The sequence below is a fragment of the Tenacibaculum profundi genome (assembly GCF_057162725.1).
In genome coordinates this window covers 2,922,103-2,935,394 of the sequence record NZ_CM169894.1, presented here as the reverse complement: position 1 = coordinate 2,935,394, position 13,292 = coordinate 2,922,103, and the positions used below count along the sequence as shown (strand labels likewise).

The 13,292-nt window shown below is 30.4% G+C and carries 12 protein-coding genes; 9 read left to right on the top strand and 3 right to left on the bottom strand.

The genetic code is table 11. The features are described 5' to 3' along the window. The first annotated feature begins 2 nt into the window (after positions 1 to 2). The 8 genes from AC2GW8_RS12015 to murI all read left to right on the top strand — a co-directional run bounded on the left by AC2GW8_RS12015 (position 3) and on the right by murI (position 7,983). Positions 3 to 665, top strand: coding sequence for a CBS domain-containing protein (locus AC2GW8_RS12015; protein ID WP_440880111.1), 663 nt, complete (start codon positions 3 to 5; stop codon positions 663 to 665). A 35-nt stretch (positions 666 to 700) separates the two neighbouring features. After that, on the top strand, positions 701 to 1,597 hold the full coding sequence (locus tag AC2GW8_RS12010) for an NAD kinase (RefSeq protein ID WP_440880110.1): 897 nt from the start codon (positions 701 to 703) through the stop codon (positions 1,595 to 1,597). Between the two features lie 106 nt (positions 1,598 to 1,703). Continuing rightward, a complete protein-coding gene (gene porG, locus AC2GW8_RS12005) occupies positions 1,704 to 2,384 on the top strand; it encodes a type IX secretion system protein PorG (RefSeq protein WP_440880109.1) in 681 nt (226 codons plus the stop codon). 5 nt (positions 2,385 to 2,389) lie between these two features. Next, a complete protein-coding gene (uppS, locus tag AC2GW8_RS12000; RefSeq protein ID WP_440880108.1) occupies positions 2,390 to 3,142 on the top strand; it encodes an undecaprenyl pyrophosphate synthase in 753 nt (250 codons plus the stop codon). Next, positions 3,135 to 5,708 carry an outer membrane protein assembly factor BamA gene (bamA, locus tag AC2GW8_RS11995; protein ID WP_440880107.1) on the top strand — a complete coding sequence of 858 codons (2,574 nt, stop codon included), beginning with the start codon at positions 3,135 to 3,137 and terminating at the stop codon, positions 5,706 to 5,708. The genes uppS and bamA overlap by 8 nt, the downstream gene beginning before the upstream one ends. Before the next feature lie 62 nt (positions 5,709 to 5,770). Then, positions 5,771 to 6,562, top strand: coding sequence for an OmpH/Skp family outer membrane protein (locus tag AC2GW8_RS11990; RefSeq protein WP_440880106.1), 792 nt, complete (start codon positions 5,771 to 5,773; stop codon positions 6,560 to 6,562). Positions 6,563 to 6,601: 39 nt separating this feature from the next. Further along, the gene (locus AC2GW8_RS11985) at positions 6,602 to 7,111 is read left to right on the top strand and encodes an OmpH/Skp family outer membrane protein (RefSeq protein WP_440880105.1); all 510 of its coding nucleotides are present in this window, start codon (positions 6,602 to 6,604) and stop codon (positions 7,109 to 7,111) included. A gap of 74 nt (positions 7,112 to 7,185) precedes the next feature. Next, positions 7,186 to 7,983: a glutamate racemase gene (murI, locus tag AC2GW8_RS11980; RefSeq protein ID WP_440880104.1), complete on the top strand. Its 798-nt coding sequence runs from the start codon at positions 7,186 to 7,188 to the stop codon at positions 7,981 to 7,983. On the opposite strand, the gene AC2GW8_RS11975 is transcribed toward murI, so the two are convergent. After that, positions 7,980 to 8,960, bottom strand: coding sequence for a PorP/SprF family type IX secretion system membrane protein (locus AC2GW8_RS11975; RefSeq protein WP_440880103.1), 981 nt, complete (start codon positions 8,958 to 8,960; stop codon positions 7,980 to 7,982). The genes murI and AC2GW8_RS11975 overlap by 4 nt on opposite strands. 165 nt (positions 8,961 to 9,125) lie before the next feature. Between AC2GW8_RS11975 and AC2GW8_RS11970 the strand changes: the two genes are divergently transcribed. Further along, entirely contained in the window at positions 9,126 to 10,772 is a 1,647-nt protein-coding gene (locus AC2GW8_RS11970) for an aldehyde dehydrogenase (NADP(+)) (RefSeq protein WP_440880102.1), read from the top strand. 152 nt (positions 10,773 to 10,924) lie between these two features. On the opposite strand, the gene AC2GW8_RS11965 is transcribed toward AC2GW8_RS11970, so the two are convergent. Beyond that, positions 10,925 to 11,812, bottom strand: coding sequence for a PorP/SprF family type IX secretion system membrane protein (locus tag AC2GW8_RS11965; RefSeq protein WP_440880101.1), 888 nt, complete (start codon positions 11,810 to 11,812; stop codon positions 10,925 to 10,927). Positions 11,813 to 11,822: 10 nt separating this feature from the next. Continuing rightward, positions 11,823 to 13,118, bottom strand: a complete 1,296-nt coding sequence (locus tag AC2GW8_RS11960) for a T9SS type B sorting domain-containing protein (RefSeq protein ID WP_440880100.1) — start codon at positions 13,116 to 13,118, stop codon at positions 11,823 to 11,825. Positions 13,119 to 13,292 lie beyond the last annotated feature (174 nt).

The following is a 13,292-nucleotide window of genomic DNA, read 5'->3' as shown; positions in this document are numbered from 1 at the left end:
TAATGATGAATATTAACGATTTTATACTAAACGAAATTCAAGAACTACACCTTGATAACACTATAGCGGATGCTCTTGAATTATGTAGGGAGTTGCCCATAACTCACATTCCAATAGTGAAAAATGGAAAATTAGTAGGCTGTTTACCTAGTAGTGATATTCAAACAATTGAAAATAAAAACGACGGGTTAAAAAACTACGACTATTTACTTGATCATTTTTATACTAGTGAAAAAGCAAGCTTATTAGATTTAATTTCTTTATTTGCCGACAATGATTGTAATTTAATTCCTGTCTTGGATAAGGAGTTAGGGTATATTGGATATTATGAATTAGGAGACATTTTAAATGCTTTTGTCGACAGTCCTTTCCTTCATCTAGATAGTGAAACATTGGTAGTAGAAAAAAATAATACAGACTATTCAATGAGTGAAATTTCTCAAATAGTTGAAAGTAATAAGGGGAAACTTTTAGGAATGTATATCTCCTTTGAACATCAAGAAACAGTTCAGATTACCTTAAAAATATCAACAGATATTATCAATGATATTATACAAACTTTTAGACGTTATGGTTACACGGTTATTACCCAACATGAAGATGATTCTTATTTAGAAGAACTCAAGGATAGAGCTAGATACTTAAGGAAATACCTTGACATGTAACTAAAAATTAAAATTTTAAAATTAGAACTAATATTTTGAAAAAAGTAGCTATTTACGGTCAATCTTATACTATATCTGCCGAAAAGGAAATCAAATTATTACTAACTATATTGAACCAACATAATATCGTTGTATTTTTTGAAAAGGATTTTTACGACCTACTTACAAAAGAACATACACTTGATAAAAAATATCCAACATACACCCATTTTAATGACTTATCAGATTCTTTTGATCTTTTTTTTACTATTGGTGGAGACGGGACAATTTTAAGGGCTATAACCTACATCAGAAATTTAAACATTCCGATATTAGGAATAAACACGGGGCGTCTTGGCTTTTTAGCAACTGTTCAAAAAAATCAAATTGATCAAGCGATCAAATTAATATTAAATGAAGAATATACAATTCATGAAAGAACCCTCTTAGAAATTCAAACCAACCCAAAAAATGAGGAGTTCACTGAGCTGAATTTCGCATTAAATGAAATAACTGTCGCCAGAAAGAACACCACTTCTATGATTGGAATTAAAACATTTTTGAATGGAGAATATTTAACAAATTATTGGGCTGATGGGCTTATTATAGCTACCCCAACAGGCTCTACAGGCTATTCACTTAGCTGTCAAGGCCCCGTAGTACTGCCTAATTCAAAAAGTATCATCATAACTCCAATTGCTCCACACAATTTAAATGCCAGACCAATGTTAATTTCAGATGAAACCTCCATTGAACTTGAAGTTAGTGCACGAGAAAAAGATTTTTTATTAACACTAGACTCAAGAATTACCACTGTAAATCAAGACACAAAAATACTCATAAAAAGAGCTCCGTTCACGATCAAAAGTGTGATTTTAAAAAACCAATCATATTTAAAAACACTAAGAAGTAAGTTACTTTGGGGAGAAGATACTAGAAATAAAGCACTTTAAGAAAAGTTCCTACAATAAATTAGCAAAAAAAAAGTTAATCAGAAAAGACAATTTATTAACTTTTTAAAGCAAATTCATTTTACTATATTTGCACGCCAATTTTATAATGAAAAAACGAGTTTTATTCATATTATCAGTAATAATTTCAACTATAACCCTTGCACAGAGCCATGAAGTGGGTATTTTGCTTGGCGGTTCTAACTTTATTGGAGATGTTGGAAGGACGAACTATATTTACCCAAATAAGCTTTCTGGTGGTATTATGTACAAATTTAACATAAACCCAAGAATAGCCCTTAGAGGGAACTATACCTATATTTCTCTTCAAGGAAATGACAGTAATTCAGATAATTCTTTCCGAAAACTACAAAACAGAAGCTTTTCAAATAATATTCATGAATTCGCAGCAGGGGCTGAATTTAACTTTTATGATTATAATATAAGTGACTATAGAACAACTTACACTCCTTATATTTTTGCTCAGTTAGCTGCATTTAATCATGGTACTGCCTCAAAAAGAGCTCTTGATGATGAAATATATTTTCAAAATAAGTTTTCTTTTGCAATTCCTTTTGGAATAGGAATTAAAGGTTTATTATTTGACTCCCTTGCAATTGCTTTCGAAATAGGAGCTAGATATACTTTTACAGATGAGATAGATTATAGCACGCCGAAAATTAACAATCTAGATTTTGGAGGAAATGGAAATGATTTATATACCTTTACGGGAATATCAATTGTTTATACCTTTGGAAGACCACAATGTTATAGTGGGTTAACTAATTAACATATATGAAAGAAAAATTACGAAGTATTAATTTACATAAAGTCCCTAATCATATCGCTGTTATAATGGATGGAAACGGTAGATGGGCAAAAGGTAAAGGAATGCAACGTATTTTTGGTCATCGTAACGCCCTTACTGCAATAAGAGAAACCGCTGACACCGCATCAGAATTAGGAGTTAAGTATCTAACAATGTATGCTTTTTCTACAGAAAATTGGAGTAGGCCAAAACTTGAGGTGGATGCGTTAATGAGTCTATTGATTACTACTTTGAAAAAAGAATTACCCGAATTTATGAAAAAAAATGTAAGGGTAAACGCTATAGGAAACACAAAAATTTTACCGAAAACTGCTCAAAAAGTCCTGAATAATGTAATTCAAGAGACTAAAAACAATCATAAAATTACACTTACCTTTGCCCTTAGCTACGGAGCTAGAGAAGAAATTGTTAATGCTATTAAAAACATATCTAAAAAAGTTGTTAATAATGAATTAGAAATAGAAAAAATTAACGATAAAATTATAAATAATCATTTATATACATTTAATTTGCCTGACGTTGATTTGATGATACGTACAAGTGGGGAACATAGAATAAGTAATTTTTTATTATGGCAAATGGCTTATGCAGAAATTTATTTTACGGATGTATTATGGCCTGATTTTAGAAAAGAAAATCTTTATAATGCCATATTAGATTATCAAAATAGGGAGAGACGATTTGGAAAAACAAGTGAACAGATTAAAACCAATGAATAGAAATTCATTTTTATTTGCACTCATAATTACTGCTTTTACGGTAATAAAAGTAAAGGCTCAAGAGACCAAAAACAATATTAAAAACACCTCCAATATTGTTAATTATGAAAAAGGGAAACAATATATTTTAGGGGGTATTACAGTGACTGGTTTACAAAAATTCAATGAACAAACTGTAAGAGTATATAGTGGATTAATAACTGGTCAACCAATCAGACTTCCTGGTGATAAGCTTACAAGTGCAATAAAAAAACTATACGAAAGTAAGCAATTCAGTGAAGTAGATGTTTACTTATCAAAACGAGACGGGGAAACAGTTTATTTACAATTTGATGTTCAAGAACTACCTCAACTGGCAAAAATTAAAATTAGTGGTGTTAGTAAATCCAAAGCTAAAGATTTGGAAAAAGAAACTGAGCTCAGAAAAGGAGTTATGGTTACAGATAATTTAATTGTAACGACAAGAAATTACATAAAGAAAAAATACACTGATAAAGGTTTTTTAAAAACAAAAGTCTCTGTTGACACAAAGAAAGATACTTCTGATGTGAATACAGTAAGTATGAGTATTTTTATAGATAAAGGTGATCGTATAAAAATAAAAGAAATAAATTTTTCTGGCAACAAAGCTTTATCAAGTAGATCGTTGAGAGGTGCCATGAAAAACACCAAGCGTAAATTTTTAGGACGCTTCTGGAAATCATCAAAATATATCGTAGATGACTATAAAGAGGACCTAGAAAATATACTTGAAAAATATAGTGAAAGAGGTTATAGAGATGCACGAATTTTGTCAGACAAGGTTAGCTGGAACAATGATAATACTATAAACTTAGACATAGAACTTGAAGAGGGACGTCAATATAGGTTTGCAGATATCGTTTTTGTCGGTAATAAAAGTTACTCTGACGAACAATTAAAAAATCGTTTAAAAATAGAAAAGGGAGATATTTACAATGGTAAAATACTAAAGGAAAGAATTTCAGGAGATGGAACTCCTACTTCTCAGGATATACAGACATTATATCACAATAGTGGTTTTTTATTTTCTCAAGTTAATGCAGTAGAAACAAAAGTGAAAAATGATTCAATTACTGTTGAAGTAAGAATAAGAGAAGATGAGCAAGCAACGATTAAAAAAGTAACAGTTTCTGGTAATGATAAAACAAATGACCATGTTATTTTCAGAGAACTTCGTGTAAAACCTGGTGATCTTTTCAGTAGACAAAATATTATTCGTTCAATTCGTGAAATTGGGCAATTAGGTTTCTTTGACACAAATGTTACTCCCGATGTAAAACCTAATTACCAGGATAAAACTGCTGATATTGATTTTTCTGTTGTTGAAAAAGGTGGTAGTCAAATTGAACTTCAAGGAGGTTATGGAGGAGGCTCTTTTATTGGGACATTAGGTTTGTCTTTTAATAATTTCTCAATAAGAAACATATTCAACAAAGAAGCATATAAGCCATTACCTATGGGAGATGGACAGAGTTTATCGCTTCGTTTACAAGCTAGTAGAACATTCAACACTTACAGCTTTTCATTTACAGAGCCTTGGCTAGGAGGTAAAACTCCTCAATCACTATCTTTTTCGATATATACATCAAACCAGTATAGGTTTAACTTTAGAACAAATACTGTAGATAGAGACCAGAGTCTAAGCATCTTAGGAGCTCAAGTAGGACTCTCTAAACGATTGAAATGGCCTGATGATTTTTTCAGTCTGTCTCAATCAATTAGCTACCAGCGAATAGCTCTTAATAATTATAACTATCCTGTTGGCTCTTCCAGAACTGATTTTATTAATCAAGGAGATCTCAATAACTTAGCTTATACAATAGCTTTTTCAAGAAATTCTGCTGGGCCTAGCTTAATTTTTCCAACCTACGGTTCTGAATTTACGATTCGTGCAAAAGCAACGCTTCCTTATTCACTAATAACTGGTAAAGACTATTCGAAACCAGATGATGCTTATTCTGGATCACCCGAAGAACAAGCCTATTTTGCAGACAAATATAAATGGCTTGAATACTACAAACTATCTGCAAAAGGTAAATGGTATAGTCAGCTAGCTAATAAGTTGGTTTTAATGTCAAACTTTGAATTAGGGTACTTAGGAACTTATAACAATGAACTCGGAATAACTCCAGTAGAGCGCTATTTTGTTGGTGGAGATGGTATTGCTCAAGGACAATTAGATGGAAGAGAAGTTATTGGTCTTAGAGGTTACGAAAATAATAGGATCTCATCTATTGATGGAGGCTCTATATACAATAAATTTCAATTAGAATTACGTTATTCTATAACAGATAAACCATCGGCTTCTATTTATACATTAGGATTTTTAGAGGCAGGTAATTCATATGACAATTTTAAAGAATATAACCCGTTTAATTTAAAACGTTCAGCAGGTCTTGGTGTTCGTATTTTTATGCCTGCTTTTGGTTTGTTAGGTATCGATTTTGGTTATGGATTTGATCCGTTACCAGGATTTGAAGATACTATTGACCCAACTCAAAATTCAGGTTGGCAAACACATTTTATAATTGGAAGACAGTTCTAAAATCAGTCATTTATAGTTTTTCTGATTTTTGGCACGATTTTTTCAAAATACATTATATCAAAATGAAAAAAAACATTTTTATAACAGTTCTTTTATTTATTGTAACTGTAGCTTTTTCCCAAAAAAGTCAGCGCTTAGCTTATATTGACATGGACTACATTCTAGATAATATTCCTGAATATATTGAAGCTCAAAATGCACTTAATGCTAAAGTTGAAAAATGGAAAAATAAATTAGATAAAGAAGCTCGCAAAATAGAAGTTTTAAAAACCGACTTGTCTAATGAAAAGGCTATACTTACAAAAGAGCTTATTGAAGAGCGTGAAGAAGACATTCAAGTAAAGCAAGAAGCGTTAAGACGTCTTGAATCTTTATACTTTGGCCCAAGAGGTGATATGTTTAACCTTAGAAAGCAACTTATACAACCTGTTCAAGATCAAGTTTATAATGCTGTTCAAGACATCGCCTCAAAAAAGAAGTATGATTTTGTTTTTGATAAATCTTCGGATTTAGTCATGCTATATTCTAATAAAAAACACGATATTAGCGACCTGATTGTTAAATTAATAAGAATTGATCAAAAACAACAAAACAAAAAAGAAAAAATAGAGGCTAAAAAAGAACTTTTAGCTAACAAAAATATAAGCGAAAAGCAAAAGCAACGAGAAGCACTCAAGCAAAAGAAAATAAAGGAAAGAGAAGAAAGAATAAAGAAAATTGAAGAACAAAGAAAGGCTCGTTTAAAAGCTCAGGCAGATAAAAGAAAACTATTAATGGAGAAAAAAGAGGCTTTAAGAAAAGCTAAGGAAAAAGAAAAAGCCGAAGAAAAGAAAAATCAAGAAGAAAACAAATAAATCAAGAATAAAGACAATTATTAAATCAAAACAACAAAAATGAAACATTTAAAGAAGTTATTATTAGCTGCAGTTTTTACAATTGGATTGGCTGGTGTTGCTAACGCTCAAAAAAATGCGCATATTGACACTGTTAAATTGTTAGAAAATATGCCAGAAACAAAGGCAATGCAAATTGAGCTTGATAAGTTAAAGAAAACTTACAGTGATGACATTGAAGGTATGATCAAAAAACATCAAGCTAAAATAGCTAAATATGACGCTGAGGGTAAAAGTCAAACTCAAGAAGAAAATCAAAAAAGAGTTATAGAAATTCAACAAGAAAGACAAAAAATAGCTCAAGCTGAACAACAAGCAACTCAGGAATTGTCAAAAAAGTTTCAAGAAAAAAGAGTTCCGATTATAAAAAAAGCTCAAGAAGCAATAAAAGCTGTTGCTGCTGAAAAAGGATTCATTTATGTATTTGACTCTGCACCTGGTAGTGGTCTTATTGTTTTTGAAAAAGGGGAAGATATTTATGAAAGTGTAAAAGCAAAATTAGGTTTCTAATACACGTTGTAAAGGATATAATTAAAAAACCTACTTTCATATAAAAAGTAGGTTTTTTATTTTTGTAAGTAACAATGAAACATTCTGAGTATCCTATTGGTTTATTTGATTCCGGAATTGGCGGAACGTCTATTTGGAAAGAAATACATTTCTTAATGCCGAATGAAAGTACTATCTATCTCTCTGATAGTAAGAATGCACCTTATGGAAATAAAAACAAAGAACAAATTATTGAATTTGCCATAAAAAATACAGAATACCTATTAAGTAAAAATTGTAAAATAATTATTGTAGCATGTAATACCGCAACAACCAATGCTATTGATGTTTTAAGAAATCGGTATAAAATACCTTTTATAGGTATTGAACCAGCAATAAAGCCCGCAGCTTTAAAAACAAGAACAAATGCTGTTGGTATTCTTGCCACCAAAGGAACTTTAAACAGTAAATTATTTGAAAAAACTTCTTCTAGCTTAAGTACTGAATTAGCTATAATAGAACAAGTAGGAGAAGGTTTAGTAAACTTAATTGAAAAAGGGAATATAAACTCAAAAGATATGGAAATACTTTTAAGAAGATATCTTAAACCTATGATTAAAGCGAATGTTGACCACATTGTTTTAGGCTGTACTCATTACCCATATCTAAAAAATCAAATACAGGATATTGTAGGCCCCTCTGTTATAATTATTGACTCAGGTAATGCTGTAGCTCTGCAAACAAAAAATATATTGGAATCGAAAAACTTAATCAATAAGCAAAAAGAAATTAAGCCATTCCACAATTTTTTTGTGAATAAAAAGGCTAGTGTACTAAAAAAAATATTAGAAAATTATAAATCCGAAATAGAAATCAAAGAGGTTTATTTTTAAAATAAACTACCATTAATATTAGGGCAAGCTGACGCTCTTCTTTTTCTGCATAGTACATTTATTCCAAATGACAATTGGTGGAAATTACCGTTACCAAATACAATGTCTCCAGTTTGTTTAGTATATGTATAACCAAACATAAGTTTATTATAATTTATCCCTATAAATGGTGAAATATAATTCGTATTTCCAAACACATCTCCTCCAAATCCTATTCTATAGGATATTCCACTCCATAATTGTGCTCTATTATTCTTTATTTTTTTGTAAAATTTCATATTCAAATCCAAAACTTTTTCCCCTGTATGGTCTTTATATTGTAACATCATCGTTGGTTCTAATTGAATTCTTTTTTCATTTCCGAAAAAATAACCTGCACTAATTATAAAATTTTTCAGGTTAAGAGATTCAAATTCTGAGTTTAATTGACCTTTTGCTGATAGCAAAATATTTTTTATTGTTATATATGATGAAAACCCTTTATAATGATATGCTATTCCAAAATCTGCATTATAATACATATTACTTTCTACAATTTGGCTTATAGTGGGGTCATTAAAAAAAGTAGTTTGATCAACCTGATTTTGAACTATTGACATTGAAAGTCCAAAAGACAACTGATTGAATTGATTTTCATTTCCTAACGGTAAATGATATGCATATGTTCCCTGAAATGCTTTTTGAGAATGAAATCCATTTTTATCATTAAATAACACAAAACCATATGCAGCCTTTGAGTCCATACCTGTTTTAGAATGGAAACTTAAAGTTTGTAATTCTGGAGCGTTTTTTACACCTGCCCATTGCTGTCTTGCTGTTAACCTTACCTTTCCACATTCTCCAATTCCTGCTGCTGCTGGATGGATTAAATACACATTATCTGAGAGATAATCAAAATAGATCGGAAGTGTTTCTTGAGCTCTCGTGTGAACTCCAAACAAAAACAACATCAACGGTAGAATTACATTAATCTTCATCAAAATATCTAATAGGTATCAAATATAAACAACAACAAGCTAAAAAATGTTAATTTTTCAAAAAACAAAAAATTATAATATTAACAAAAATATATATTTACTAAATAATTGACTATGTCTTATGTTTATTCATAAGTTACTATATTGCCTCATAAATTACAAGAAATGGCATCATATAAGTTTCATAACTCGAGTATTTCAGGTCAAAACTATGTAGGTTTTAAGCTATCCGCAAAAGGCACAAAAACATACAAAACCTATAACCCTGAACTACAAAAACAAAACGATTACATATTTTATGAAGCTTCTAACGAAGAAATAAATGAAGCTGTTAAGCTGGCTAATGACGCTTTTACAATTTTTAAAACCTTTTCTAGCACTAAAAAAAGTAGGTTCCTTAATAAAATAGCTGAAGAAATTTTGAACATTGGGAATCTACTAATAGAAACTTATTGTTCTGAAACAGGTCTTTCAAAAGAAAGAGCAATTAAAGAACGAACAAGAACTATATTTCAACTGCATTCCTTTAGTAAATTATTAAATGAAGGAAATTGGATTGAAGCTAGTATTCATAAAAGCAACACTCAAAGAATTTCATTACCAAAAATTGATTTAAGAAGGATGAATATTCCCATTGGACCTGTCCTTATTTTTGGTGCTAGTAACTTTCCTCTTGCCTACTCGACTGCTGGTGGTGATACGGCATCTGCACTAGCTGCTGGCTGTCCCGTTATTATAAAATCACACCCGATGCATTCCGGAACTGGTGAACTAATTTCATCCGCTGTTATAAAAGCTGCTAAAGAAACAGGTATGCCAAACGGTGTTTTCTCAAATTTAAACTCCAGTGGAATAGAAGTTGGACAAATACTAGCAAAACATTCATTAATTAAAGCTATTGGCTTTACAGGAAGCATTGAAGGAGGTAGATCTTTATTTGATATAGCTTCCAAAAGAAAAGTTCCAATTCCTGTATTTGCAGAAATGGGAAGCGTTAACCCTGTTATAGTACTCCCCTCAATACTTGCATCAAAAACAGAAGAAATATCTAAAATATATGCCAGTTCCATTACCACAGATGCCGGACAATTTTGTACAAAACCAGGTCTAATTTTTGGAATTGATAGCAAACATTTTGATCTTTTTATAGAAAAATTAGTACAAGAAGTTCAAAAAACCTCTCCAAAGTGCATGATAAATCCTGGAATAAGAAATGCTTATAATATCAAACGAAAAGAAATAATTTGCGGAGAGAATGTTTTAATAAAAACTACTTATAATAGTGAAATTGAAAATAAAAATTATGCTCAACAAACGATTGCAATAGTAAATGGAGACGATTTTATCAAGAATAATTTGCTTCAACAAGAAGTATTTGGTCCGTTCTCATTAATTGTAAAGTGCAAAAATATAGAAGAACTAAAGAATGCTATTAGCAATCTAAATGGGCAGTTAACTGGTACTATTCTTGGCAGCAAGAAAGAACTATCCGAACATTATCATTTACTTTCAATTTTAACAGATAAAGTTGGTCGTATTATTATAAATGACATCCCTACAGGAGTAGAAGTATGCTCCTCTATGGTTCATGGGGGTCCCTATCCATCATCAACTAACCCAAAGTTTTCGGCTGTTGGAACAACTTCCATAAAAAGATGGATAAGACCTATCAGTTTTCAAAATTGGCCTGATGATTTACTACCAATTGAATTAAAGGATGAGAATCCTCTTGGAATATTTCGCTTAGTTAATGATAAACTCACAAACCTACCTATTAAGAAAAACAACTTTAATAATAAACAGGATTTTTAATCTTCCTACAATAATATTTTAAAGTGGAAATAAACTTTAAAAAAATCCTGTTTATTTTAGCTTTGGGTATGAAAATTATTCTTATTTCAAAAACAAATACCGATCATTAGGTTCTATAACCCTATAATCAATAATTAACATCATTATTATTTTTATAAAATATTATCTAAATTAAATAAGGCTATAAATTCGTGAGTTCCGTTTTGTTCTGCTCTTAAATCGTTAGTGTATAAACGGTATCCATACCCCAATTGAATCCAATCAACAACAGGTAACAATCCATTGATATGAAAAGAATTATTCCAAGTATATGACAATCCAATATTATACTTTTTATTTATTTCTAACACTCCATTTATATCAAAAAATAGCGGAGCTCCTTCTTCAACTCTAATTAAAGTTGAAGGTATTAACATCAAATTATTATTTAGTATAAAACTGTAGCCTCCTCCAATAGATATATCTAGTCTATTGGCCTTTTTGGATCCAATTATTGTTTCATATTTATTGTCAATCAAAATATTATTTATTGATAAATGCATGAAGTAATCATCGGTAGTAATAGCAGCTCCTATTGTAAAATTAGGACTCACTTTATTAATTGCCTCAGCAAAAAGCTGATCGTTTTGCTCTTCTGTTTTTATCTTATTGATATCTCCATTATAAATATTCGCTAGTGCTTTGATTCCAAATTGCAGCTTATGAGTCTCTGCTAATTTCAATTGATAAGAAATATCTAAAGCTAATTTGGTTTGACTAAGTACAAATACTTTATCATTTATTACACTAAATCCAATACCTAATCCGTTTTTAAAAGGCATATTTAAAGAAAAAGTACTAGTTCTTGGTGCATCTTTTATACCCACCCATTGCATTTTTGAATTAACTATTAACTCAGCATTTTTTTGTTGTCCCGCAAATGCAGGATTTACCAAATTAAGACTATAATTATACAATGAATAATCTACATTTGTCTGCCCAAAAACAAAAGACCCCCAAACAATATTAATAACTATTATGATTATTTTTTTAAAATACATCTTATTTTTTTTAATAATTAACAAATACCCACCCCTTAAGTGTTATTTCTGTACCCGTATTTAAAATAAAATAATACGGGCCTACCGCTACCTTTGAATCACTAGAAAATGTGAGTTTACCTTCAGATATTCCTCCCCAATCATTATGATATGGTTTAGCTCGAAAAACTAAGTTTCCTTTACGATTAAAAATCTGTAATGAATTATTAGGATATTTGGTTGAAATATTAGGCAAAATTCTCCACACATCATTTTTACCGTCTCCATTTGGTGAAAAAGCCTGAACAAGATCTGACAACTTAATTGAGTCCATAGGCAAGCTCGGATCTATTGGATTATCTGTACTTTTCTTAAATTCTACCTCGACAGTAGTGTCTATATCCATGCCATTTAACTTGCCTGATAGCGTTGCTGTTCCAGGAAGAACACTACTCGTTAAATAAGCAACATAAGTTCCATCATTATTATCCACTATACTACTCAACTCACCTACTGTAGTATTTAGACTAACTGAATGCCCTCCATGATTTAAAATATCACCGTTCGCATTAAACAACTGCACTGTTATTAAACTAGAGGAGAATCCATTTGCTAAAATTTCGGTCGGACTAGCAGTAATTTGAGTTTTAGACGTAGATGGGGTAAAGTCATCTATATTTATGTTATCGAAATATAAACGAATAATTGGTAAGGCACTGTCATAATTTCCAGTTCCTGACTTTTGATCTTTTTTAAAATTTTCATATCGAAGTGAATTTTCTTCACCTGAAAAACATAAAAAAGAAGGAGACGAACCACAACCTATAAATCCACCTAAAGCTTGATTATTTTCATTTAAAAAATAAATAGCTAACGTTTTATTTCCTGAGTATTGAAAAGGAGTTTTAAATACTATTTGTGTTTTTGAATTTTCAACACTATTTAACCCTCTTTTCCAGGTAATATTACCATCAAAAACTAATGTATAAGTTGATAAATCTGGTTCTTGTGTTGATAAAAACTGAGCTGAATCAACCTCTTTTAGAAAAATTTTTTGATTTTTTGCTTCGTTAAATGTACAATTTGATGTTACCATGCAATCTGAAAAAAAAGCTATTCCCTTGATATTACCTGAGGCTCTAATTTTTGAGGAAGGGTAAAGCATATTTACCCAGCTATTTTTTTTGTCTAGTACAAAGTCATAATTAGCTGGTGCTATTGACGTAATTGATGTACCACAAATAGGAGTACCGACAGTAACTTCCTCTTGAGAGTGTAATTTTAGTGATGTAATTACTAAAATTGTAAAAAGTAATTTTTTGCTCATATTATCATTTTTAACTAAGTATAGGATTATTTATATTATCTTTTTTAAAATTCATTATCAATAAATTAAAAGCATACAATGCTAAAAACTAGAATGTAGGTAATATTTTATTCTCCATTTTTCAATGTAAACTTTGGTTAATTTTAATTAACCTCTAAACTATTTAAATGAAAA

What these genes read in the sequence shown, in the direction of transcription:
- AC2GW8_RS12015 (WP_440880111.1), top strand. Translation starts at nt 3, where the DNA reads ATGATGAATATTAACGATTTTATACTAAACGAAATTCAAGAACTACAC.
- porG (WP_440880109.1), top strand. Translation starts at nt 1,704, where the DNA reads ATGAAAAAACGAGTTTTATTCATATTATCAGTAATAATTTCAACTATA.
- uppS (WP_440880108.1), top strand. Translation starts at nt 2,390, where the DNA reads ATGAAAGAAAAATTACGAAGTATTAATTTACATAAAGTCCCTAATCAT.
- bamA (WP_440880107.1), top strand. Translation starts at nt 3,135, where the DNA reads ATGAATAGAAATTCATTTTTATTTGCACTCATAATTACTGCTTTTACG.
- AC2GW8_RS11990 (WP_440880106.1), top strand. Translation starts at nt 5,771, where the DNA reads ATGAAAAAAAACATTTTTATAACAGTTCTTTTATTTATTGTAACTGTA.
- AC2GW8_RS11985 (WP_440880105.1), top strand. Translation starts at nt 6,602, where the DNA reads ATGAAACATTTAAAGAAGTTATTATTAGCTGCAGTTTTTACAATTGGA.
- murI (WP_440880104.1), top strand. Translation starts at nt 7,186, where the DNA reads ATGAAACATTCTGAGTATCCTATTGGTTTATTTGATTCCGGAATTGGC.
- AC2GW8_RS11975 (WP_440880103.1), bottom strand. Translation starts at nt 8,960, where the DNA reads ATGAAGATTAATGTAATTCTACCGTTGATGTTGTTTTTGTTTGGAGTT.
- AC2GW8_RS11970 (WP_440880102.1), top strand. Translation starts at nt 9,126, where the DNA reads ATGGCATCATATAAGTTTCATAACTCGAGTATTTCAGGTCAAAACTAT.
- AC2GW8_RS11965 (WP_440880101.1), bottom strand. Translation starts at nt 11,812, where the DNA reads ATGTATTTTAAAAAAATAATCATAATAGTTATTAATATTGTTTGGGGG.
- AC2GW8_RS11960 (WP_440880100.1), bottom strand. Translation starts at nt 13,118, where the DNA reads ATGAGCAAAAAATTACTTTTTACAATTTTAGTAATTACATCACTAAAA.